Here is a 23,179-nt window from a genome sequence, read left to right on the forward strand (position 1 = left end):
AATGCGTCAAGTGCGCGCAGGCTTCAGCGGGCAGTGGCACCCGGGCCCATCTACCCGGCGGTGCCCGATCCGGCGGCGCGTGCCCTGTCCTGCGGATGTGGATGACCGAGAGTCAGCTCGCTCCGCAGGACGAGGACCGCACCGCCGATCGCCGCCGCGTCCGACCCGTTGACCGACGGCACGATCCGTACCTGGTGCGCCCGCCGGGCGAACGAACGGCGGTCCACCTCCTGTTGGATCATCATCTGGTAGATCGAGCCGGCCACGGCGAAGCTCGGTCCGGCCAGGACGATCGCCTCCAGGTCGAACAGGCACGCCATGGTGACGGCCGCGTGACCGAGGTAGCGGGCCGACTGCTCGACGAGCCCTCGTGCGCCGGCGTCGCCGGTGTTCGCCGCGGCCGCGATCCGCGCGAACTCGGTGAGGACGTCGGCGGCGGCCGGGTCCAGCGCCAGCCGGCGGCCGAGCCCGGGTGTCGCCAGGGCCTGCCGGACCAGGGCCGTCGGGCCCGCGTAGTTCTCCAGGCAACCGACGTTGCCGCACGGGCACTCGTCACCGTTGACGTCGATCGAGATGTGGCCGATCTCCACGCTGTTCGACGAACTTCCCCGATAGACCTCGCCGGCGACCACCACGCCACCGCCGATCCCGGTGGCCATGTAGATGCAGCCGTAGGTGCTTCGCGGGTCGACCGTACCCATCCAGTACTCACCGATCGCCGCCGCCGCCGCGTCGTTGTCGAGCAGGACGGGCAACCCGAGAGCCTCCGCCAGCCGCCGCGCGACCGGGTGGTCGAGCCACTCGTCGGTCGGTTGCGGCGTCAACAGCACACCCGCGCGTCGATCCTGCGGTCCGTAGCTGACCAGGCCGACCCCCAGCACCCTGTCGCGGTCGACAGCCGCCGTGGCCAGCAACGCGTCGACCTGCGCTGCCACCAGTGGCAGCGCCCGCTCCGGTGGCATCGACGCCACGCCCTGGAACGACGTCCGGGCCACCTGCCGACCCGCCAGGTCGATGACCACGATCACGCAGGTGTTGCGTTCGAGTTGAACCCCGACGCTGTAGCGGGCCAGCGGATTGAGCTGCACCATGGTGCGTGGCTTGCCACCCGTCGGCGCACCCCGACCAGCCTCGACCACAAGGTCGTCGCCGATCAGCTCGCGCACGACCTCGGAGATCGTCGCGCCCGTCAGCCCCGTCGCCGCCGCGAGTTCCACCCGGCTGATGCTGCGCGCCGACCTGATCACGTCCAGCACCAGGCCGCGCGTCTTCGGTCGGCTGGCCCAGATCGGGCTGCTCGCCACGGTCCCTCCCAGTTTGCACCCGGTCCGCCAGGCTACTTCACTCAGCACCTCGGTGGTTACCGCACTGCCTCCGTCACCATCTGCGCCGGCCCCTACATGTATTGACTTTCGTAACCAAGCTAATAAAGGATGGCCCGAAGCGCTCCCATCGATCTCTCACCAGCACGAGGAGATCAGATGAACCATCGACACGCACTGCTGGCCACCGGCACCGCCGGTGTGCTGGTGCTGGGCGGCATGGCAACGTCCACGCCCTCCGCTGCGGCGGCCGCCACCGGTTGCGCAGTCACCTACACGGTGCAGAGCCAGTGGCCGGGCGGGTTCACCGCCAACGTCGCCGTCACCAATCTCGGCGACGCGGTGTCGAGCTGGAAGTTGACCTTCGACTTCCCCAGCGCTGGCCAGCACGTCACCCAGGGCTGGGGTGCCACCTGGACCCAGGCCGGCACCCGGGTGACGGCCGCCAGCATGAGCTGGAACGGAGCGCTGGGCACCGGTGCCTCGACCTCGATCGGGTTCGGCGGCTCGTGGAGCGGCGCGAACCCGGTGCCCACGTCGTTCGCGCTCAACGGCACCAGGTGCACCACTCCGCCGCCGACGACTCCGCCGCCGACGACTCCGCCACCGACCACCCCGCCACCCACCGGGTCGGCACCGGCGCTGCGGGTGTCCGGGAACCAGATCGTCACCGCGGCCGGCAAGCCGTACCGGCTGCTGGGGGTCAGCCGGTCCAGCGGAGAGTTCGCCTGCGTGCAGGGCAAGGGCCTGTGGGACTCCGGACCGGTCGACCAGGCCTCGATCGATGCGATGAAGACCTGGAACATCCACGCCGTGCGGGTTCCGCTGAACGAAGAATGCTGGCTCGGCCTCAACGGCTCGCCCAGCGGCGTCACCTACCAACAGGGCGTCAAGGACTACGTGAACCTGCTCGTCGCCAACGGCATCAACGTCATCCTCGACCTGCACTGGACCTGGGGCGCCTACCCCAACAGCCCAGACTGGCACTGCAAGGACGAACACGCCACCTGCCAGAAGCCGATGCCGGACGCGCGGTACGCCCCCCAGTTCTGGACCGGCGTCGCCAACGCGTTCAAGGGCAACGACGCGGTCGTGTTCGACCTGTTCAACGAGCCCTACCCGGACATGCCCGCCGACTGGGACAAGACCCTGGGCTGGCAGTGCCTACGTGACGGCGGCACCTGCACCGGCCTGCCCTACGAGGTGGCCGGCATGCAGGACCTCGTCGACGCGGTCCGCGCCACCGGCGCCACCAACCTACTCATGATCGGCGGCCTGGAATGGGCCAACGACATGCGGGAGTGGCTGACCTACAGGCCGAACGACCCGCTGCACAACATCGCCGCGTCGTGGCACGCCTACAGCTTCAACGCCTGCGCCACCGAATCCTGCTGGGACAGCCAGATCGCCCCGCTCACCCAGCACGTCCCGATCGTGATCGGCGAGTTCGGCCAGGACAACTGCGCCTTCGACTACATGCGGCAACTGGTGAACTGGGCCGACGAGCACGACCTGAGCTACCTCGCCTGGACCTGGAACCCCTGGGGCTGCACCAGCGGCGCCGTGCTCATCAAGGACTGGGCCGGCACCCCGGAACCCGGCATCGGCGAGGGCTTCAAAGCCCACCTACTGACCCAGAACCCCTATCTCTGAGCAATCTCGTCGGCCGGCCGGCGCCGAGAGCGCTGGCCGGCCGACGACCCACCCACCCGTACCCCGAGGGGATGGCATGCGCAGGAAATCTCGACTGACGTCACCGGACACGCCGAGGGCAACACGTCCCGGGTCCGAGGTGCGACGGCCGTCGGCGGCGACGACCGGGGGGATCGGCGATGTCTGACCTCCCACCGCGTGTGCTGTTCGGTGCGGCCTACTACCACGAGTACCAGCCGTACGAGCGGCTCAAGACCGACCTCGACCTGATGGCCGCGGCCGGCTTCACCGTCATCCGGGTCGGTGAGTCGGTCTGGTCGACGTGGGAGCCGGAGGACGGTCAGTTCGACCTCGACTGGCTCCAGCCGGTCCTCGACGGTGCCCACGAACGCGGGATCAGTGTGGTCCTCGGCACCCCGACGTACTCGGTGCCCCCGTGGCTGGCCCGCCGGTATCCCGAGATCGCCGGGGAGCTCCGTACGGGTGAACGGATGGGGTGGGGCGGCCGGCAGGAGGCGGACTACACCCACGCCGCCTTCCTGTTCCACGCCGAGCGCGTGACCCGCGCGGTCGTCGCCCGGTACGCCGACCATCCGGCCGTCATCGGGTTCCAGGTCGACAACGAACCCGGCCTGTGGCTGTTCCGCAACCACGGCGTCTTCCAACGATTCGTCGACGACCTGCGCCGCACGTACGGCAGCGTCGAGGCCCTGAACCGGGAATGGGGTCTGGTCTTCTGGTCCAACCGGCTGACGACCTGGGCCGACCTGTGGCGCCCGGAGGGCAACACCCATCCGCAGTACTCGCTGGCGTGGCGGCGCTTCCAGGCGCGGCTGACCACGGAGTTCATCGGCTGGCAGGCCGGCATCGTGCGCGAGTACGCCAGCCCGGGACAGTTCGTCACCACGTGCATCGACTACGGGCGGCCGGCCGTCGAGGACGACGAACTGGCCGCCCGGCTCGACGTGACCGCGGGCAACGCCTACTACGAGCCGCAGGACGCGTTGACGCTCCCCGACACCCGTACGCCGCCGCCGGACCGGGTGGGCGACGGGGCCTGGACGATCCACCAGCACGCCGACCGGATGTGGAGCTCACGCCAGGAACCCTTCCTGGTCACCGAGACCAACGCCAACCACCGGATCGCCCCGCACAGCCGTCCCGCCTACGACGGGCAGTGGCGGCAGGCCGCCTGGGCCCTCGTCAGCCGCGGCGCGCAGATGATCGAATACTGGCACTGGCACACCATCCACGCCGGTGCGGAGACCAGCTGGGGCGGGATCATCCCGCACAGCGGACGGCCCGGACGCGCCTACCGGGAGATCGCCCGCATCGGCCAGGAGCTCGGCACCGCCGGTGACCTCGTCGCCGGGCTGACGCCCGACGCCGACGTCACCCTGCTGCACTCCCTGCCCACCCGGTGGCTGATGCAGGAACACCCCCCGCTGGCCCGCCAGGACGGCAGCGGCGACACCGACTCCTACCACGCGTTCTTCGACGCCTTCCACCGCGGGGCGTTCGACGCCCGGCTGCAGACCCGCATCGTCCACGTCAGCCAGCTCGTGACCCAGCCCGTGGAGCAGGCCGTCGAGAGCCACCCGGTGCTCGTGGTGCCCGGACTCTACGTCGCCGAGGACGCCACCCTGGACTGGCTGAAGGCGTACGCGCACGCCGGCGGGCACCTGGTGGTCGGTCCGCGCACCGGCTACAGCGACGGCGAGACGCGGGCCCGCGTCGACGTGCAGCCCGGACGCCTCGCCGACGCCGCCGGAGCGTGGTACGAGGAATCCGCCAACCTGCTGGACGAGGTGCCGGTGACCGCGCGGGACGCCGGACTGACCCTGCCGGGGCGGCCCGCCGCGACCCGCTGGCTGGACGCGCTGATCGCCGAGGACGCCACCGTGCTGGCCGGCTACGACCACCCGCACTTCGGGCAGTGGGCCGCCGTCACCACCAGGGTGGCCGGACGAGGACGGGTCACGTACGTCGGGGCGCTGCCCAACGTCGACCTTGCCCGGGGCATCATGCGCTGGCTGCTCGCCGAGCGGTCAGAGCAGTGGTACGCCATGCCCGACTCCGTGACCAGCACCGGAGCGACCGCCCGCACCGGGCAGCGGTTGCGCTTCCTGCACAACTGGTCGTTCACCCCGGTGGAAGTCCGGGTCCCGGTCGCGGTCACCGACGTGCTCGACGCCACCTCGTACGCCCCGGGAGACGAGCTGCCGCTGGGGCCGTGGGACGTGCGCGTCCTCGTCGAGAACTGACCGGTCCGGCGGACCGGATCGCCCCGGGCCTGGTGGGGGGACACCAGGTCCGGGGCGATTCCGTGGCCACCCGTACCGTGGGGTGGGACGGGCCGACCGACGAGGCGGGTGGGTCACCCGGTGGCGGTGCGGGTCGTGGGCAGCGGCCGGCTGACTGCCGGGGGAGCACTGCGGATGCCGCCGGGGCCGTGCCGCCAGGCGCCGCCGGGTCGGTGACGCCTGGCGGCACGACCGGCGGGTACGACGGCGGGGACCGGGTGCCGCGCCGAATCGGCACCCGGTCCCGGCGTTGCCGGCGAGTTACTGCCGGGTCCACTTCTGGTTGCTGCCGCCCGTGCAGTTCCAGGTCTGCACGATGGTGCCGTTCGCGGTGCCCGCGCTGGTCACGTCCAGGCACAGCCCGGACTCGCGGCCGACGACCGTGCCGTCACCGTTGAGGGTCCACTGCTGGTTGGTGCCGCCGTTGCAGTCCCAGATCTGCACCTTGGCACCTGCGGTGGTGGAGTGACCGGGGACGTCGAGGCACTTGTTGCCGTACACCTGCAGGGCGCCGTTGGGCAGTGCGACCCAACGCTGGTTGCTTCCGCCGGTGCAGTCCCAGATCGCCAGTTGCGTGCCGTTGGTGGTGCTGGCCCCGGGCACGTCCAGGCACCGCTGGGAGCCGACGCCGCGCAGCACGTTACCGGAGCCGGTCGGCGGCGTCGTCGGTCCGTCGAGTCGCCAGCCGTGCTGGAGCCGGTCGAGCCCGGACTGGTTGATGACGGTCAGTGACAGGTTGGTGCCGCTGCCGGTCAGCGACGTGATGGCGCAGGAGGCGTTGAAGCAGGGGCCGGGACCCTGGGTCTGGTTGGCCTCCTTGACGCCGGTCCAGACCAGCGAGCCCATGCCCAGCTCCCGCACCGTGTCGGTGAGCGCGTAGAAGTACGACACGTTGTTGTTGCCGTCGCGGGGTCCGTTGTAGTTGACGCCGGTGTTCATCGGCACGCCGAACTCGGTGAGAATGGCGCGGTCGGCGTATCCGCACAGGCGGGCCTTGAAGCTGTTGATCCACTCTGCCTCCGTCGGGTGGGTCTCACCACCCAGGGTGTACATGTGGATCGACAGCAGGGTGCCGTTCAGCCGGGAGTCCGCGCCCACGGCGCACAGGTCGATGTCCGACCAGAGCCCCGGCACCACGATCCGGCCGCGCGGGATGTTCGAGTAGCGCTGCAGGAACGCTGCCGCGAGATCGGTCAACTCGGTCGCGCTGTACCCCCACGGCTCGTTCACGATGTCGAAGTAGAACCGGCTGTTGCTGCCGTACTTGGTGATGACCGTGTCCCACATCCGGTAGAACGCGTTCATGTCGCTGATCCGGCCGCCGGTCGGGGGCCAGGGGGCGATCATCACGTTCATGCCCATCGCGCTGGCTGCGTCGTACGCCGCCGTCAGGCTGCCCCACCACGGGGACGACGTGGTCTGCGGGTTGATCCCGAACCGGATCGTGTTCGAGCCGAGGTCCTGGAATCCCCTGAGGATCGCGGTGGCCTTCGTGTAGGTGGTCGCATAGCTGTCCGACTTGGACAGCCCGATCGGGACGTTCTCGTCGTAGAGGAAGTTGTCCCTGGCGTCCGCCCAGTTGACTCCGCGGAACTGGCTGGTGGCGGCCTGCGCCGGTGCGCTGGTGGCCACGTGGACGCCCAGTGAGCCCAGCAGCACGGTGACGGCCGCGCCGATCGAGGCGAGACGCCACAGGCGTCTACGAACAGTCATGACATCCTCCATGTCAGTTGCCGATGGTGATCCAGCTGTCGCGCCGGGCCCGGCTGCCGGGTGCCGCCTATCCGAGGCGCCACTGCTGGTTGCTGCCGTTGTTGCAGGCCCAGAGTTGGGTCAGGGCGCCGTTGGCGGTGGAGCCGCCGCTGACGTCGAGGCACAGACCGGACTGGACGCCGGTGATGGTGCCGTTGGCGTTGACGTTCCATTGCTGGTTGGCGCTGCCGGTGCAGTCCCAGATGATGACCCGGGTGCCGTTGGTGGTGCCCTGACCGGCGGCGTCCAGGCATTTGTTGCCGTAGACGGTGAGTTGTTTGCCGGCGGTGCGGGTCCAACGTTGGTTGGTGCCGCCGTTGCAGTCCCAGATCGCCAGTTGGGTGTCGTTGGTCTGGGAGGCGCTGGGCACGTCCAGGCACCTGCCCGCCCCGACCGCGCGCACCGGACCGCCCGTGGCCGGCGGGGACGACGGCTGGCCGGTGGATCCGTACGGGCACTCGCTGAGGTACCGCGAGACGCCCGTGGAGTCCGCGAGTGCCGGGCACAGGAACTGCGTGTAGCGGTTGTCGTTGTCGAGGAAGATCTTCAGCCAGGGGATCTCCCGCCGGGTCACCTGGGAGTTTCCCCAGGTGGGGAATCCGTGGCCGCCCCCGGAGAGCTCGACGTAGGCGCCCTTCGTGGTGGCCGGTTTGGTGGCCCACAGGCTGTTGATCGAGGACGGGGTGACCGTGCCGTCGTCCCGCGCACCCATGATCAGCGTGGGTACCCGGACACTGGACAGGTTCTGCGAGAACGAGGCCGGTGCCAGGGGGATGGCCGCCTTGAGGGTGGGACGCCGTATGGCCGCGCTGATGGCGCCGCCACCGCCCATGGAGTGACCGAGCACGGCGAGCCGGTTGGGGTCGACCCGGTCTCGAACCGGGCTCTGCCCGGTGAGGTAGTCCAGCGCGGCCAGCAGCTGGGTGCCCCGAGCGGTGTCGAAGTCGGTGGGGCTGTTGGTGTCGATGCCGATCACCACGAAGCCGAAGGATGCCAACCAGGGTCCCATCCAGGCACCCTCGGCAGCCCAGGAAGCGGTGTAGCCCGGTACCGCCGCGATCGCGCCCCAGGTCCCCTGACTGGTGTCGGTCGGGTAGTAGATCTTCCCGCCGTTGAAGCCGTAGCCACGCGGCACGGTGATCTCGGCCGTGGCGAACGTTCCGCGGTTGGCGGCGACGCTCTGCACCGTGGGATCCGGCCCCCGCTGGTAGGACGCGGCGGCAGCCGAGGGGGAACTGTCCACCACCGCAGCCCCGGCCATCGCCACGCCCAGCAGGGCCGCAGCCCCGCCCGCCACGATGCGCCAGCCCCGCCGGGGCGGGGAACCGCGTTCCCGCCGACCGGCCCCGGCACCGCCCGGCATGCCGGACCGGGGATCTCCGGCCGGTACCGGGCGGAGATCCCCGCCGAGTCCATCGCGAGCGTCTGTCTTCACGATGTTCACACCTTTCGTAGGATCCTGCTCCGCACCTCGGCCGACGGCCCCTCGGGGATGTCCTCAGCGCGAATTGGTGGCGAGGAGGCGACGGCTCCTCCGGGCCATGCCGGTCAGTCATGGCCCGGAGGGCCGCGCTCACCTCAGGTTCGGGACCTCGTCGCGGGTGACCACGTACGAGCTGTTGTAGACGGTGTTGATGAAGGACGGCGAGTTGATGCTGCCGTCGCTGATGAAGCTCGTGTGCCAGGTGTTGAACAGCACCCACCGGGCACCGGAGGACTGCAACTGCGCCGGGTCGGGGATGCGGCCGTTCTCGTGCAACGCGATCGGGACCGTGCCGCCGTACACGCTGCGGGCGGCGTTGAACATCGACGTCAGCGGCCCGTGGTCACCGGCGTACGTGTCGGCACCGCCGATGTCGACGTACTGGTTGCCGGGGTACCAGGCGGCGCTGGGGGAGCCGTTGAACGGGTGCAGGTAGACCAGGTTGTGCACCCCCTGGGCGCGCATGAAGTTGTAGGTGTAGACCCACAGCCGGTTGTACTGGCCGGCCCCCTCCATGCTCCACCAGAACCAGGTGCCGCTGGCCTCGTGCCAGGGGCGGAACAGGACCGCGCCGCCACCGTTCTGAATGACCTTCAACTGGTTGGCCCAGGCGGTGAGCCGCTGGTTGAGCCGGCCGTTGTCGGCGGTGCCGGAGGTCAGTGCCGCGTTGATGTTCGCCCGCATCAGGGAGCCGTTGTAGCCGTCGGTGTTCTGCGCGGGCGAGCCCATGTGGTAGCCGACCATCGGGATGCCTCCGGCGTTCCACCAGGCCAGCCCACGGGCACCGAAGTCGGGGGCGTCACCCATGTCCTGGCCGCGGATCGCCGGGTACTTGCCGGAGGCGTTGCGGATGATGTTCATCTCGTAGTCCGGACCGCTGACCCAGGTGGACTCCTGCTGCCCGGACAGGATGTGGTTGCCGTACTGGCTGTAGACGTAGCACAGCAGCCGGCGCGCGGCGGCGGTGGCGTTCGGGTCGACCGGGGCGGCGGTGCAGCCACCCGGGTTGGTCGGCGGGGTGGTCGGTGGCGTGGTCGGGTTGCCACCGGTCTGCGACCAGCGCTGGTTGGCCTGGCCGTTGCAGTTCCAGAGGGCGACCAGGGTGCCGGCGGCGGTGGCGCCGCCGGAGACGTCCAGGCACAGCCCGGACTGCACACCGGTGATGCTGCCGTTGGAGTTCAGCCGCCACCGCTGGTTGGCCGCCCCGGTGCAGGACCAGACGATCGCTGCGGTGCCCGGGCTGGTCTGGCCAGCCTCGGCGTCCAGGCACATGCTGTTGTTGAACACGCGCAGCTCACCGGCATCGGTGAGGGTCCAGGTCTGGTTGGCCTGGCTGTTGCAGTCCCAGATCTGCACGCGGGTGCCGGTGGTCGGGGCGTTGCCGACGACGTCGAGACAGCGTCCGGACGCGGCGCTGACCAGCCGTCCGGTCGACGCGGCCGCGGCACCGCCCGCGGTCAGCCAGAGCGCGGACACACTGACGCTGCCGGCTGTCACCGCAGCGAGGAACAGGCTCATCCACCGGGTGCGGCGACGCCGCACCACCGGGGTGGGATGGGCAGTGATTGCCATGGAGGGCCTCCGGGGTGAGGGACGGGTCGGGTTCGACGGGGACGGGATCACCGGAGATTGGGAACTTCGTCGCGGGTGACGACATAGCTGTGGCCGTAGACACGCCGTAGGAACGTGACGTCGTTGCGCTCGGTGAGCCAACTGCCGTTCCAGGTGCTGAACAGCACCCATCGGCTGCCGGTGGACTGGAGCTGGTCGGGATCCGGGATGGGGCCGTTCTCGTGCAGGGCGATCGGGACGGTGCCGCCGACGATGTCGCGGGTGCGGTTGAACAGCGACGTCAACGGGCCGTGGTCGTTGGCGTAGGTGTCGGCGCCGCCGATGTCCACGTACTGCTTGCCGGGGTAGAACGAGGAGTTGGGTTCGCCGTTGTACGGGTGCAGCCAGACCAGGTTGTGGATGCCCTTGGTCCGGGTGAAGTAGTCGAACTGGAAGCGCCACAGCCGCTGGTACTGGCTGCCGCCCTCCTTGCTCCACCAGAACCAGGTGCCGCCAGCCTCGTGGTAGGGCGCCCACAGGACAGCGACGCCGTTGGACTGCAGGCGCTGCAACTGGGCTGCCGCGGCGTCCAGCTCGGCGAGATAGGAACGGTTCTCGGCGGTGCCGGGCGTGAGGGTGGCGTTGATGGACGCGGTGCCGCCGTAGTTGCAGGAGCTGGTCGCCGGCGCGCCGACATGCCAGCCGATCAACGGAATGCCGCCGGCGTTCCACCAGGCGAGGGCCCGGTCGACGGCCCCGGGGCGGTCACACATGTCGAGGCCGCGGATGGCCGGCTGCTTACCGGTGTTGGTCAGGATGTGGTTGAACTCGGCCTCGCTGCCGTTGGTCTCCCGCTGGCCGGACAGGATGTGGTTGCCGTACTGGCTGTAGAGGTAGCACAGCAGTTTGCGAGCCTGGGTGGTGGCCTGCGGGTCGACCGGAGCGACGGTGCAGGTGGTCGGCGGGGTGGTCGGTGGGGTGCTCGGCCCCCCGGATTGGCTCCAGCGTTGGTTGGACTGGCCGTTGCAACTCCAGAGCACCACCCGGGTGCCGTTGGCCGAGTTGTTGCCCTCGACGTCGAGGCAGAGGCCGGACTGGGTGGCCGTGATGCTGCCGTTGGTGTTCCACCGGAACTTCTGGTTGGTCTGGCCGGTGCAGTTCTGAATGGTGAGCGGGCTGCCGGCCGTGGCGCTGGCGAGGTCCAGGCATCTGGTCTCGTTGAAGGTGCGCAGTTCGCCCTGGCTGGTGGAGACCCAGCCCTGGTTCTGCTGCCCGTTGCAGTCCCAGATCGCGACCGGGGTGCCGGCCGTGGGGCTGTTGCCCGACACGTCGAGGCAGCGTCCCGACGCTGCGCTGACCAGCGGACTGCCGACTGCGGCCGAGGCGGTGCCCGCCCCCAGTAGTGCCGCGCCCCCGCTCGCGGCCACCATGGCCGTGGCGAGCATGATCCTCCATCGCATGACTTCTCCTCTCGGGTTTCGTGGGGCGTCCGGCCCGTCCGGCTCAGCGGGTGGTGACGTGGTGAGCCACGGAGCCGGACGTGCCCGGCGGCCCGGCCCCGTGGAGCAGTGCGGACAGGTGTGGATAACTCGATGCGAGTTACCGGGAGAGTTGTTCCTGTCGTCGACCCTGCCGAGGTAGGCCTTGAACGGGTACGGCTCCAGCGCTGCGGTCGGGGCGGTCTGGATGTCGGTGCAGCGGGCGCCGTCCACGAGCCGTCGCGGCGCCCCGGCTCCATGCGCCGGGCTGCGGCGACGAGGCCGTGGTTAACATGCCGGAATCATGTGCTTAATTCATACACGATGTCAAGTATCTCGATGCATTGCGGCGCTGCAACACCGCGTCATGGCGCGATGTTGGTTCACTGCATCAAGAAACTCCGGCCGGGTCTCCTCCTGGCCGGGTACCCGGAAGGTGGTCGTCAGCGGCCGAGGATGCGGTGCTGGAGGGCGATGACGGCGGCGCCGCGGGCCCATTCGCTGAAGGTGAAGGGCTTGACCACCACCTCGACGGGCGTCGAGGTCCAGTGGGTGTGCGCGGTGAGCGCGGCGTCGAACGCCTCGGCGCACACGTCGTACATCGCCACCGCCTCGCCGGACAGGATGACCAGCTGCACGCCGGTGATGTTGGCGACCGTGGCGACCACCTGCCCGAGGGCGCGGCCGGCCTCCTCGAAGATGCGCCGGGCCACCGGCTGGCCTTCCCCCGCCAGCGCCAGGCACGCCTCGAAGGTCAGGCCCGGACGCTCGAGGGTGCCAGCGACGGCCCGTCGGATCGCCGCCGAGCTGGCGTACGCCCGGGCGCAGCCGCGGTGCCCCATCTCGCACAGCGGCCCGTTGTCGTGGATCGGCAGGTGGCCCACCAGGCCGGTTCCCCGGCCGGCGCCACTGACGAGGCGGTCGCCGATCACCAGGCCGCAACCGAGGCCGGCACCCACCGTGACCAGTGCGAACGAGCTGTGCCCCACGCCGGCGCCGAACCACTGCTGGGCGGCGGTCAGCGCCCGTACGTCGTTCTCCACCACCGCCGGCAGGCCCGTGGCCGCCGCGACGAGGTCGCCCAGGGGCACGTTGCGCCAGCCCAGGAACGGAGAGGTGGGCACGACCGGGTCTCCTCCGGAGGCCGTGCCGGCCAGGCTTATTCCAAGGGCCGCGGCCGGCTGCCCCGACCCGGTCAGGTCACGCACGGCGTCGCCGATGCGGGTCACCACGTCGTCGACGGCGTGACTGATCAGGGGGCGACGCAGCTCGTGCTGTATCTCGGCGCGAAGATCGGTGCGGACCGCGAACAACGCGTCCTCGGTCAGCTTGACCCCGATCAACGCCGCGCGGGCCGGATCGACCGCCAGGGGCTGCGAGGGGCGACCCATCGTGCTGCGGTCGCCGAGCGGCTGATGGAGCAGGTAGCCGTTCTCCAGCAACGGTTTGGTCAGCTTCGTCACGGCCGACGGCGAGAGGTCCAACCGGCGTGCCGCCTCCGCCCGGGACAGCGGCCCGTGCACGAGCAGCTCCACGAAAACCGATCGCATGCCCTCGGTCAGATGCGCATCGGATAGCACACTGGACATCTTGGACAAATTTGTTGATGATGTCAAGGAATGAACGCGGCCTGACCCCTCGGTCGCCGGGTGCAGTGCCGGATTTAGTGCACGGAGGACGTAGTGTCGCTGGTGTCCCTCGATCAGGACGGCCGGTTGTGGGCACTCAACACCCGCGACTCCACCTACGTCATCGGCATCGAGATCGACCACGCGACCGGCGAGGCGCTGGTGCTGCAGAAGTACTGGGGACCGATCCTACCGCCGGGGGCTGCCCGGGAAGCCGCCGCCATGTCGGCCGGGCCCGGTAGTCCCTCGGGCGCTGGCCGGCACGTGACCAGCTTCTCCCGCCCGGTCGAGGTCGAGGAACTGCTGCCGGTCGACGGCGGCCTCCGCTGGGGCCTACCGGCCCTCCAGATCGCGGTGGACCAGGTGCGGTCGCTGGAGCTGCGGCTCGTCGGCGTCAGCGCGGCCTCCGGGGACGGGGTGGACCAGCTCGACATCGCGCTGGAAGACCGTACCTTCCCGATCGACGTGGTGCTGCACGCCCGCCCGTACGCCGACTCGAACGCCATCGCCCGGTGGGCGACCGTACGGCACCGGCCCGGTGGCGACGCGGCCGTGGAGGTCAGCCGCCTGGACTCCGGCAGCTGGTTCATCCCCGACGCCGAGGACTACCGGTACCGGGCGGCGTTCGGGGCCTGGGCGGAGGAGAGTCAACTCCAGCATGGCCGGCTACCGGTGGGCGAGCTGATCTTCACCAGCCGGCAGGGCATCACCGGCCACCACGCCAATCCCTGGATCATGATCGACGCCGGGGACGCCAGCGAGGAACACGGTGAGGTGTGGAGTGTCGCCCTGGCCTGGAGCGGCAGTTGGCGGATGACCACCACCCGCCGGCCGGAGGGCGGGACCGCGGTGACAGCGGGATTCGGTCACGACGGATTGCGGTGGCCGCTGCCGGCCGGGGCCGAGCTCGTCACCCCTGCGGTCCTCGGCCTCTACAGCGCCCACGGGTTCGGCGGCACCAGCCGTGGCTGGCACGACCATATCCGCCGGCACATCCTGCCCGCCGGCGACGAGGACCGCCCAGTGCTCTACAACTCCTGGGAGGCGACCGGCTTCGCGGTCACCGAACCGGAACAGCTCTCGCTGGCCCGGCGGGCGGCCACGCTCGGGGTCGAGCTGTTCGTCGTCGACGACGGCTGGTTCGGCCGGCGCGACGACGAGCACAGCTCGCTGGGTGACTGGTGGCCGCACCGGGAACGGTTCCCCGACGGGTTGCAGGGCCTGTTCGACGGCGTCCGCGCGCTGGGCATGAAAGCCGGCCTGTGGGTGGAACCGGAAGGCGTCAGCCCGGACAGCGACCTCTACCGGGCGCATCCCGACTGGACGCTGCACCTGGACAACCGTCGCCGCGACCGCAAACGTCACCAGCTCGTGCTCAACTTCGCCCGTACCGACGTACGCGACTGGGCCCTGGGGTGGCTCGACCGGCTCGTCACCGACCTGCGCCTGGACTACCTCAAGTGGGACATGAACCGGCCGTTCACCCAGGCGGGCTGGCCCGGCCAGCGCGCGGGCCAGGATCGTGTCTGGATCGACCACACCCGGCACGTCTACCAGGTCATGGCCCAGCTGCGCGCCCGCCATCCGGCATTGCGGATCGAGTCGTGCGCCGGTGGGGGCGGCCGGCTCGACCTCGGCATCCTGCACCACATCGACCAGGCCTGGCCGTCGGACAACACCGACCCGATCGACCGGCAGACCGCGCAGCACGGCGTCTGCCAGCTCTACCCGGCCAACGTCGTGTCCGCGTGGGTCACCGACTCGCCGAACGCGAACGTCGGCCGGTCCACGCCGTTGCGCTACCGCTTCCACGTCGCCATGGCCGGAGTGCTCGGCATCGGGGTGGACCTGGCCCGCTGGTCCGCCGCCGAGCTGGACGAGGCCCGCGCACTGATCGCACAGTACAAGGAGGTGCGCCGCACCATCCAACACGGCCGGCAGTACCGGCTCGGTGGACGGCCCGGCGTCGAGCGGTCGGCCCTGCAGTACGTGCGCGACGACCAGGTCGTGGTGCTCGTCTACCACCCGTACGGAAACGCCAAGAGCGGTCGCCGGTGGTTGCGGCTGACCGCCCTGGATCCGGACGCGTGCTACGAGGTGGTCGCCGGGGGCGACACCGACGGCGTACCCGGACGGCTGGCCGCCGGGTCGCGCTGGCAGGGCAGGACCCTGATGGCCGTCGGCATCCGCCCCACCGCCTGGGAACCCATCGGCGCCGACCACCGCAGCGACCTGATCGTGCTGCGGACCACCGCCGGTTCGGCTCCCGGCAACGCCGTCATCCGGTCACGGGACGTCCCGTAGCGTGCTTTCTCGGGGTATGAGTCGGTGGGCGGCGCGGAGTTCCACTCCGAGCACCGGCTCGGTGCTGCCGATCCGCATGATGAGCCGTTCGACGGCGAGTTGGGCGATGGCCTTCTTGTCGGGCGAGATGGTGCTGATGGTGGGTCGACCGTACCGTCCGTCCTCGATGTCGTCGTAGCCGATCACGGCGATGTCCTCGGGAACGCGCAGCCTGCGCTGGAGTGCGGTGTGGATGGCGCCCGAGGCGACCAGGTCGCTGTAGCAGAACACCGCGTCCGGCGGGTCCGGCCGGTCCAACAGGGCGGCCATGGCGGTGGCGCCGTCGGCCCGGTTGAAGCGCGTGGTGCTGATGATCAGTGACTCGTCGACCGGTAGGCCGGCGGCGGTGTGGGCGGCCCGGAAGCCCCTGGTGCGTAGCTGCGCCGCCTCCCCGGTGGGGTAGGGCTGGTCGCCGATCGCCGCGATCCGACGCCGCCCGATGCTGATGAGGTGGCGGACGGCCTCGGTGGCGGCGGCGACGTCGTCGATGCCGACGTGGTCGAAGGTGCCGTCGGAAGGGCGTTCGCCGAGGACCACCAGGGGCAGGGTCGGATCGCGGAGCGAGAGATCCTCCTGGGACAGGCCCAGCGGGCTGATGATCATGCCGTCGAACAGGAAGCGCCGTGGCCCGCGTCCGATCAGTTCGACTTCGTGGTCGCGGTCGCCGTCAGTCTGGTCCACCAGCACGTTGTAGCCGGCCTTGCGGGCGGTGGGGATGATCGTTTGGAGTAGTTCCGCGAAGTACGGGGTGTCGAGGTACGGCACCACGACGACGATCTGCCCGGACCGGCCGGTGGCCAGGTTGCGGGCGAGGACGTTCGGGCGGTAGCCGAGCACGGCGATGGCGTGCTCGACCTTGCTCCGCGTGGCGTCGGTGACCCGGGCATACCCGTTGACCACGTTGGACACGGTGCGGGGCGAGACGCCGGCCAGTTCCGCGACGTCCCGTAGTGTGCTTTCCCCCATGGGCGCCTCCCCGCCGGGCGGGTGATGGGTCTCCCGCAGTGACGATCGTATTTTCCTCAGGTCGCCTCTTGCCAGAGCCAGGGCCCCGGTGCATAGTCCTTTGCAGCGCTGCAATGTAACCTACATGACACATGCTCATCGATGCGTTGTTACCTCGCTTCTGCCAACGAACCCCCCGAACAGCACCTCGCCACAGCCTTCGAGCCGTGCCCCGCGTACGGCCATGTCGTCCTGCCCAGGAACGCGGTGGCCAGCGCGCGGTTCGGTGATCGAAGTCCCCTCAGGAGGCTCGCAGCAATGCGTACCAGCAAGAATCTGCCCGCGTTCGTCACCGCCGTGGCGGTCGTTCTCGGCCTGTCCGCCTGTAGTGGCGGTGACGACGGTGCTGGCGCGTCCCGCGCGAAGCCCACCAACTGCACCAACAAGATCGTTCACGAGGATGCGACCCGTGTCTCGGTCTGGGCCTGGTACCCGAACATGGCCAAGGTCGTCGACAACTTCAACAACGCCCACGCCGACGTGCAGGTCTGCTGGACCAACGCCGGCCAGGGCCAGCCGCAGTACGAGAAGTTCCAGACCGCGATCTCGGCGAAGAAGGGCGCTCCCGACGTCGTCATGCTCGAATCTGACCAGCTCGTCGGCTTCGAGATCCAGGACGCGCTGGTCGACCTCGCCCCGTTCGGCGCCGATACGGTGAGGAGGAACTTCAGCGAGGGTGCCTGGAAGGACGTCTCGCAGGGCACGGCCGTCTACGCCATCCCGGTCGACGGCGGTCCGATGGCCCTGATCTACCGCACTGACGTGTTCCGGAAGTACGGCATCACGGCCCCACCGAAAACCTGGCCCGAGTACGCCGCGGCGGCGGCCAGGGTGAAGGCGGCCGGCGGCCCGGTCTTCGGCGACTTCGGCAGCAACGTGCCGGCCGTGACCACCGCGCTGATGATGCAGAAGGGCGCCCAGCCGTTCGGCTACGACCTGTCCGACAAGCAGAACATCACCATCAAACTGGACGACCAGGCCACCAAGGACGTCCTCACCTTCTGGGGTGACCTGGCCAAGAACGGCCTGGTCGGCAAGGAGGACCAGTTCACCACGGACTACATCTCCGGCATGGTCGGCGGCAAGTACGCCACCTATGTCTCGGCTGCCTGGGCACCCGGCTACCTCACCGGCGCAGGCGTCGGTGGCGGCACGGAGAAGGGCACCTGGGCCGTGGCACCGTTGCCGCAGTGGGACCCGGCCAACCCGGTCGAGGTGAACTGGGGCGGCTCCACCTTCGCGGTGACCAGCCAGGCGAGTGACAAGGCGGCCGCGGCCAAGGTCGCGATGGGCCTGTACGCCGACGAGCCGTCACTGACCGACGGCTGGAAGTCGCAGACCATCTTCCCGCTCAACACCGGCGTGCTGACCTCCACGGAGTTCGTCGACGCCAGGAGCGAGTTCTTCAACGGCCAGACCGCCAATCGGGACGTCTACATCCCGGCGGCGAACGCCTACCGGGGCGCCGTCTACAGCCCGTTCACCGTCTACTACTACGCCCAGCTCCAGGCCCAGATCGTGAAGCTCAACGCGGGTCAGACGACCGGTGCGCAGGCTGCCACCGATCTGCACGACGAGATCGTCAAGTACGCCAAGACCCAGGGCTTCACCGTACGTTGATCCGCTCCGGGTGGACGCCGCGCACCGCCGACCACCCGGTCCCCTCTCGGAACGAAGGGAGACGCTCCGTGGCCGCCACCGTCGATACCAGACCGAGCATGCCGCGCGCCGTCGCGTCCGATCCGCCCGGCACGGCACCGGCTCGCCGCCGGTCCGCCCGACGTGGTGCCCTGGGCTGGCTGTTCATCCTCCCGTTCCTGATCGTGTTCGTGGTCTTCCTGATCGGTCCGTTGGCCTACGCGGGCTACCTCAGCCTCTATACCAAAGGGCTGGCGACGGGCACCACGTTCGCCGGCCTCGACAACTACACCCGGGCCTTCGGCGACCCGTCGTTCCGCAAGGGTCTGTGGTTCGTCCTCCGGTTCAGCCTCGTCGTCATCCCGCTGCAGATGATCGTGGCGTTGGTGGCGGCCCTGGTGCTGGACGAGGTGACCGGCCGGCTGGCGCGCTTCTCGCGTCTGGTCATCTTTCTGCCGTACGCGATCCCCGCGGTCCTCGGCGCGCTGATGTGGGGCTTCCTCTACAGTCCCAGCTTCGGGCCGATCGAGCAGCTCGCCTCGGTGTTCGATGTGCGGGCGCCGTTCCTGCTCAGCCAGGGCAACATCTTCTACGGCCTGCTCAACGTCGTCACCTGGCAGTGGGCCGGCTATTACATGATCATCATCTATGCGGCGCTGCAGAGTATCGACTCCTCGGTCTACGAGGCGGCTCGGATGGACGGCGCGAACGCCCGCCAGATCGCGTTGCGGATCAAGGTGCCGATGGTGACCTCGGCGTTGACCCTCATCCTGATCTTCTCACTGATCGGCACCCTCCAGTTCTTCACCGAGCCGCAGATCCTCGGCCCGATCGCGAACGGCACCGTCACCCCGGACTTCACCCCGAACATCTACGCGTTCAACCTGGCCTTCCGCTACGCGCAGTTCAACTACGCCTCGGCGATCTCGTTCGCGCTGGGCTTCGTGGTCTTCGTGGCGGTCGCCATCTTCATGATCGTTACGCGCAAGAAGGGGAGCATCTTCACGTGAGCGACGTGCGGCGTCGGCCCCGCCACGTCTGGGCGAAACTGCTGCTGCTGGCGATGGTGTGCTATTTTCTCGTGCCCGTCTGGTGGCTCGTGGTGGCCAGCACCAAGGACGCCCCGGGCCTGTTCGCCGGCTCCGGCGCCCTGTGGTTCTCCGGCTTCCACCTGTTCGACAACCTGGGCGACCTGTTCACCCACAAGAACGGCGAGTATCTGCGCTGGCTCGGCAACTCCGTGCGGTACGCGTTCGCCGGTGGCGTCGGCTGCACGATCGTGTCGGTGCTGGCCGGCTACGGCTTCGCCAAGTTCGACTTCCGTGGGCGGAGCGTCGTCTTCGCGCTCGTCCTGGGCTCGGTCATGGTCCCGCTCACCGCGCTGGTCATCCCGACCTTCGTCATGATGAGCAACGTCGGGCTCACCGACACGATCTGGGCGGTGATCCTGCCGTCCCTGCTCAGCCCGTTCGCCGTCTACCTGATGCGGGTGTACGCGGCCGTCTCGGTGCCGGACGAACTGCTGGACGCCGCGCGCATCGACGGCGCCGGCGAACTGCGCACGTTCCTGCGGGTGTCGCTGCCGCTGATGCGGCCCGGCGTCGTCACCGTGCTGCTGCTGTCGGTGGTCGGCACCTGGAACAACTACTTCCTGCCGCTGACCATGCTGTCCAGCTCCAAGCTCTATCCGCTGACCGTGGGGATCGGGCTGTGGTCGCAACTGGCCAGCTCCAACAACGGCGGTGGCCAGTCGCTGTGGAATCTGATCATTGTCGGTTCGCTGGTGTCGATTATTCCGCTGGTGATCGCCTTCCTCACCCTGCAGCGGTACTGGCAGGGCGGGCTGGCCGTCGGCAGCCTCAAGTAACGCGTTCTAGGATGGGGAGATCCGTGTTTGCCGCCTCGTTCAGCCTTGATCCGTCCTTCACCGTCGCGCCGGTGTCCCGGCGTACCTTCGGCTCGTTCGTCGAGCACATGGGTCGGTGTGTCTACACCGGCATCTACGAGCCGGGGCATCCGAGCGCGGACGCTGACGGCTTCCGTGGGGACGTCCTGGCCCTGGTGCGCGAGCTCGGGGTGTCCCTGGTGCGCTATCCCGGTGGCAACTTCGTCTCCGGGTACCGGTGGGAGGACGGCATCGGCCCGGTCGCGGATCGGCCGGTCCGCCGTGACCTGGCCTGGCGCAGCCTGGAGACCAACGAGGTCGGGATCGACGAGTTCATGCGCTGGGCGGGCAAGGCCGGCGTCGAGGTGATGTACGCGCTCAACCTGGGCACCCGTGGGGTGCAGGAGGCGCTCGATGTCCATGAGTACCTCAACCATCCCGACCGTACCCGCCTGGCCGAGCGGCGTCGGGCCAACGGCGTGGAGAAGCCGTACGGGGTGCGGATGTTCTGTCTCGGCAACGAGCTGGACGGACCCTGGCAGACGGGACACAAGACCGCCCAGGAGTACGGCCGGCTGGCCGCGCAGACTGCCCGCGCGCTGCGCTCCGCCGAACCGGAGCTGGAGCTGGTCGTCTGCGGTAGTTCCAGCTCGTCGATGCCGACCTTCGTCGCCTGGGAGGCGGAGGTGCTGGAGACGGCGTACGACGCGGTGGACTACATCTCGGCGCACGCCTACTACGAGCCGGTCGACGGCGACATGGCCAGCTTCCTGGCCTCCGCGGTGGACATGGACCACTTCGTGGGCAGCGTGGTCGCCACCGCGGACAGTGTCGGCGCCCGGCTCAAGAGCACCAAGCGACTGAACATCTCCTTCGACGAGTGGAACGTCTGGTACCTGCGCGGTTTCCAGGAACGGCTGGACACCGGGTCCACCGAGTGGCCGGTGGCGCCGCGCGTCATCGAGGACTGCTACAGCGTCGCGGACGCCGTGGTGGTCGGGAGCCTGCTGATCTCGTTACTGCGGCACAGCGACCGGGTCACCGTCGCCTGTCAGGCCCAACTCGTCAACGTCATCGCACCCATCCGCACCGAACCCGGCGGAGCGGCCTGGCGGCAGACCATCTTCCACCCCTTCGCCATCACCTCGCGCCTGGCCCGGGGTGAGGTGCTGCGGGTGGAGCCACGCTGCCCGACGTACGAGACCGCGCGGTACGGCGCGGTGCCGGCACTCGACGCGGTCGCCACCCACGACGCGGACACCGGTGACGTGACCGTCTTCGTGGTCAACCGGCACCAGTCGCAGGCGGCGACGCTGACCGTTGCGGTGACGGGCTTCGGCGTCGACCTGCGGGTGGCGGAATCGTGGACAGTCGCCGACGACGACCTCCTGGCGGTGAACACGGCGGACTGCCCGGACCGGGTGGTCGCCCGGCCGGCGGACGACGTCGAGGTGACCGACGGGGTGCTGCGCGCGGCCCTGCCGCCCGTCTCGTGGACCGCCGTTCGGCTCTGCGTGTCGGATCCAGAATGTTAGCGCTAACGCACTAGCTCGAGCCTCTTCAGATACTGCACAGGGGAGGTGTAGACAAAATATCGATGTAGGTCTATGTTAGCGCTAACACTGATGGGAAACCTGAACTCAACATTCTCGAAATGTGTTCGCCGACGCGGTGCTCCGGCACCGTCGAACCCGGAGATCCCCGCCCGAACCGGCCACCACCGAATCACCAGAGAGGTAGACCGCTGTGTCCCTGTCCCGGAGAGATTTCACCCGCCTCGCCACGTTGGGCACGCTGACCGCCGTCGGCGGCGGCGCGGCCGCGTTGGTCGGGCCGTCGGCCGCCTCGGCCGCCAACAGCGCGTACGTGTTCGGCTACTTCAAGGAGACGCCGAACGAGAGCGGCGACAGCTACGCGCTGCACCTGGCGGTCAGCGCCGACGGCCTGAACTGGCGTCCACTGAACCAGAACAACCCGGTGGCGACCCCGACCGCCGGCACGCTCGGGCTGCGTGACCCGTTCATCCTGCGCAAGCAGGACGGCACCTTCGTCGTGCTCGCCACCGACCTGCGGGGCCGCATCTTCAACCAGAACAACCAGTACCTGCACGTCTGGGACTCGGTCGACCTGCGCAGCTTCACCGGCTACCGCCGGATCCGGATGCACGGCCTGGCCACCCACACCTGGGCGCCGACCGCCTTCTGGGTGCCGTCGCGCAGCCAGTACGCGATCGTCTACTCCGCGAACAACGGTGCCGACGTCTTCATGGTCAACTACACCTCGGACTTCCGGACGGTGAGCGCCAACCAGGTCTACTTCAGCCCCGGCTACCCGGTGCTGGACGCCGACATCGTGGCCGACGGATCGACCTTCTACATGTACTACAAGAACATGTCCAACGGCCTGATCTACGGTGCCCGGTCGTCGACCGGCGCGCCGAACAGCTACACCAACTACACCAGCGGCCTGCGGCAGGGCAATGCGATGGAGGCGCCCCTGCTGATCAAGAACAACACCGGCAGCGGCTGGCGGTTGTGGGGCGACTCGTTCAGCCCGGTCAACAACGACTACTACGGCTGGTCCACCTCGAACGTGGCGGGCAACTCCTGGACGCTGCTCAACCAGCGCGACTACACGCCACCGCTGAGCGCCAAGCACGGCTCGATCGTCGGTGTCACCTCGGCCGAGTACGACGGGCTGGTGTCCCGCTGGGGCCTGCCGTCCTGGGTCCGGCTGAAGTCGTACAACCTCCCCGACTACTACGTGCGGCACGCCGGCGACGTGGGCCGGATCGACGCCTACCCGTTCGACCCGCACCAGGACCAGCTGTGGCGTATGGTCGCCGGCCTGGCCGACTCCACCGGCGTATCGTTCGAGTCGGTCAATTCTCCCGGGCGCTACCTGAGGCACAGCGACTACGCGATCCGGCTGGCGGCCAACGACGGCACCGCGACGTTCCGCGCAGACGCGACCTTCCGGCGGGTCCCCGGCCTGGCCGACTCCGCCTGGTCGTCGTTCCGGTCCTACAACTTCCCGGACCGCTACCTGCGCCACTCCAACTACGTGCTGCGCATCGACCCCCTCAGTGCGAGTTCGAGCACCGGTGACCGCCAGGACGCCACCTTCCGTGTCTCCTGA

General features: G+C 69.3%; 15 protein-coding genes. 8 read left to right on the forward strand and 7 right to left on the reverse strand.

The window, feature by feature from the left end; translation table 11 throughout:
• Window positions 1-50 precede the first annotated feature (50 nt).
• The gene (locus tag OHQ87_RS08925; RefSeq protein ID WP_328346766.1) at window positions 51-1,304 is read right to left on the reverse strand and encodes an ROK family protein; all 1,254 of its coding nucleotides are present in this window, start codon (window positions 1,302-1,304) and stop codon (window positions 51-53) included.
• Between the two features lie 177 nt (window positions 1,305-1,481).
• Here OHQ87_RS08925 and OHQ87_RS08930 point away from each other — a divergent pair, with 177 nt between their 5' ends.
• On the forward strand, window positions 1,482-2,975 hold the full coding sequence (locus tag OHQ87_RS08930) for a cellulase family glycosylhydrolase (RefSeq protein ID WP_328346768.1): 1,494 nt from the start codon (window positions 1,482-1,484) through the stop codon (window positions 2,973-2,975).
• A 179-nt stretch (window positions 2,976-3,154) separates the two neighbouring features.
• Window positions 3,155-5,239, forward strand: coding sequence for a beta-galactosidase (locus OHQ87_RS08935; RefSeq protein WP_328346770.1), 2,085 nt, complete (start codon window positions 3,155-3,157; stop codon window positions 5,237-5,239).
• 300 nt (window positions 5,240-5,539) lie between these two features.
• Here the strand turns inward: OHQ87_RS08935 and OHQ87_RS08940 are convergent, their stop codons facing one another.
• The 5 genes from OHQ87_RS08940 to OHQ87_RS08960 all read right to left on the reverse strand — a co-directional run bounded on the left by OHQ87_RS08940 (window position 5,540) and on the right by OHQ87_RS08960 (window position 13,092).
• Window positions 5,540-6,991: a ricin-type beta-trefoil lectin domain protein gene (locus OHQ87_RS08940; RefSeq protein WP_328346772.1), complete on the reverse strand. Its 1,452-nt coding sequence runs from the start codon at window positions 6,989-6,991 to the stop codon at window positions 5,540-5,542.
• 67 nt (window positions 6,992-7,058) lie between these two features.
• Window positions 7,059-8,393, reverse strand: coding sequence for a poly(ethylene terephthalate) hydrolase family protein (locus OHQ87_RS08945; protein WP_442930811.1), 1,335 nt, complete (start codon window positions 8,391-8,393; stop codon window positions 7,059-7,061).
• Between the two features lie 210 nt (window positions 8,394-8,603).
• Window positions 8,604-10,085, reverse strand: coding sequence for a lectin (locus OHQ87_RS08950; RefSeq protein WP_328346773.1), 1,482 nt, complete (start codon window positions 10,083-10,085; stop codon window positions 8,604-8,606).
• 47 nt (window positions 10,086-10,132) lie between these two features.
• Window positions 10,133-11,524: a glycosyl hydrolase gene (locus tag OHQ87_RS08955; protein ID WP_328346774.1), complete on the reverse strand. Its 1,392-nt coding sequence runs from the start codon at window positions 11,522-11,524 to the stop codon at window positions 10,133-10,135.
• A gap of 461 nt (window positions 11,525-11,985) precedes the next feature.
• On the reverse strand, window positions 11,986-13,092 hold the full coding sequence (locus tag OHQ87_RS08960; protein WP_328346776.1) for an ROK family transcriptional regulator: 1,107 nt from the start codon (window positions 13,090-13,092) through the stop codon (window positions 11,986-11,988).
• Window positions 13,093-13,224: 132 nt separating this feature from the next.
• Between OHQ87_RS08960 and OHQ87_RS08965 the strand changes: the two genes are divergently transcribed.
• The gene (locus OHQ87_RS08965; protein ID WP_328346777.1) at window positions 13,225-15,474 is read left to right on the forward strand and encodes an alpha-galactosidase; all 2,250 of its coding nucleotides are present in this window, start codon (window positions 13,225-13,227) and stop codon (window positions 15,472-15,474) included.
• On the opposite strand, the gene OHQ87_RS08970 is transcribed toward OHQ87_RS08965, so the two are convergent.
• A complete protein-coding gene (locus tag OHQ87_RS08970) occupies window positions 15,457-16,479 on the reverse strand; it encodes a LacI family DNA-binding transcriptional regulator (protein WP_328346779.1) in 1,023 nt (340 codons plus the stop codon). The two genes, OHQ87_RS08965 and OHQ87_RS08970, sit on opposite strands and share 18 nt — an antisense overlap.
• 297 nt (window positions 16,480-16,776) lie before the next feature.
• Here OHQ87_RS08970 and OHQ87_RS08975 point away from each other — a divergent pair, with 297 nt between their 5' ends.
• The 5 genes from OHQ87_RS08975 to OHQ87_RS08995 all read left to right on the forward strand — a co-directional run bounded on the left by OHQ87_RS08975 (window position 16,777) and on the right by OHQ87_RS08995 (window position 23,179).
• On the forward strand, window positions 16,777-18,138 hold the full coding sequence (locus OHQ87_RS08975; protein ID WP_328346781.1) for an ABC transporter substrate-binding protein: 1,362 nt from the start codon (window positions 16,777-16,779) through the stop codon (window positions 18,136-18,138).
• A 98-nt stretch (window positions 18,139-18,236) separates the two neighbouring features.
• Window positions 18,237-19,166 (forward strand): carbohydrate ABC transporter permease, encoded by a 930-nt coding sequence (locus OHQ87_RS08980; protein WP_328346783.1) that lies wholly within the window; start codon window positions 18,237-18,239, stop codon window positions 19,164-19,166.
• The gene (locus tag OHQ87_RS08985) at window positions 19,163-20,023 is read left to right on the forward strand and encodes a carbohydrate ABC transporter permease (protein WP_328346785.1); all 861 of its coding nucleotides are present in this window, start codon (window positions 19,163-19,165) and stop codon (window positions 20,021-20,023) included. The genes OHQ87_RS08980 and OHQ87_RS08985 overlap by 4 nt, the downstream gene beginning before the upstream one ends.
• Before the next feature lie 23 nt (window positions 20,024-20,046).
• Complete coding sequence (arfA, locus tag OHQ87_RS08990) at window positions 20,047-21,576, forward strand: arabinosylfuranosidase ArfA (protein WP_328346787.1); 1,530 nt, start codon at window positions 20,047-20,049, stop codon at window positions 21,574-21,576.
• 211 nt (window positions 21,577-21,787) lie between these two features.
• On the forward strand, window positions 21,788-23,179 hold the full coding sequence (locus OHQ87_RS08995; RefSeq protein ID WP_328346789.1) for a glycoside hydrolase family 43 protein: 1,392 nt from the start codon (window positions 21,788-21,790) through the stop codon (window positions 23,177-23,179).

Source organism: Micromonospora sp. NBC_00421 (assembly GCF_036017915.1).
Lineage (GTDB): Bacteria > Actinomycetota > Actinomycetes > Mycobacteriales > Micromonosporaceae > Micromonospora.

Excerpts from the sequence above, each read along its gene's own strand:
- OHQ87_RS08970 (WP_328346779.1), bottom strand. The coding sequence starts at position 16,479 with ATGGGGGAAAGCACACTACGGGACGTCGCGGAACTGGCCGGCGTCTCG.
- OHQ87_RS08955 (WP_328346774.1), bottom strand. The coding sequence starts at position 11,524 with ATGCGATGGAGGATCATGCTCGCCACGGCCATGGTGGCCGCGAGCGGG.
- OHQ87_RS08930 (WP_328346768.1), top strand. The coding sequence starts at position 1,482 with ATGAACCATCGACACGCACTGCTGGCCACCGGCACCGCCGGTGTGCTG.
- OHQ87_RS08935 (WP_328346770.1), top strand. The coding sequence starts at position 3,155 with ATGTCTGACCTCCCACCGCGTGTGCTGTTCGGTGCGGCCTACTACCAC.
- OHQ87_RS08950 (WP_328346773.1), bottom strand. The coding sequence starts at position 10,085 with ATGGCAATCACTGCCCATCCCACCCCGGTGGTGCGGCGTCGCCGCACC.
- OHQ87_RS08980 (WP_328346783.1), top strand. The coding sequence starts at position 18,237 with ATGCCGCGCGCCGTCGCGTCCGATCCGCCCGGCACGGCACCGGCTCGC.
- OHQ87_RS08940 (WP_328346772.1), bottom strand. The coding sequence starts at position 6,991 with ATGACTGTTCGTAGACGCCTGTGGCGTCTCGCCTCGATCGGCGCGGCC.
- OHQ87_RS08960 (WP_328346776.1), bottom strand. The coding sequence starts at position 13,092 with ATGCGATCGGTTTTCGTGGAGCTGCTCGTGCACGGGCCGCTGTCCCGG.
- OHQ87_RS08945 (WP_442930811.1), bottom strand. The coding sequence starts at position 8,393 with ATGCCGGGCGGTGCCGGGGCCGGTCGGCGGGAACGCGGTTCCCCGCCC.
- OHQ87_RS08975 (WP_328346781.1), top strand. The coding sequence starts at position 16,777 with ATGCGTACCAGCAAGAATCTGCCCGCGTTCGTCACCGCCGTGGCGGTC.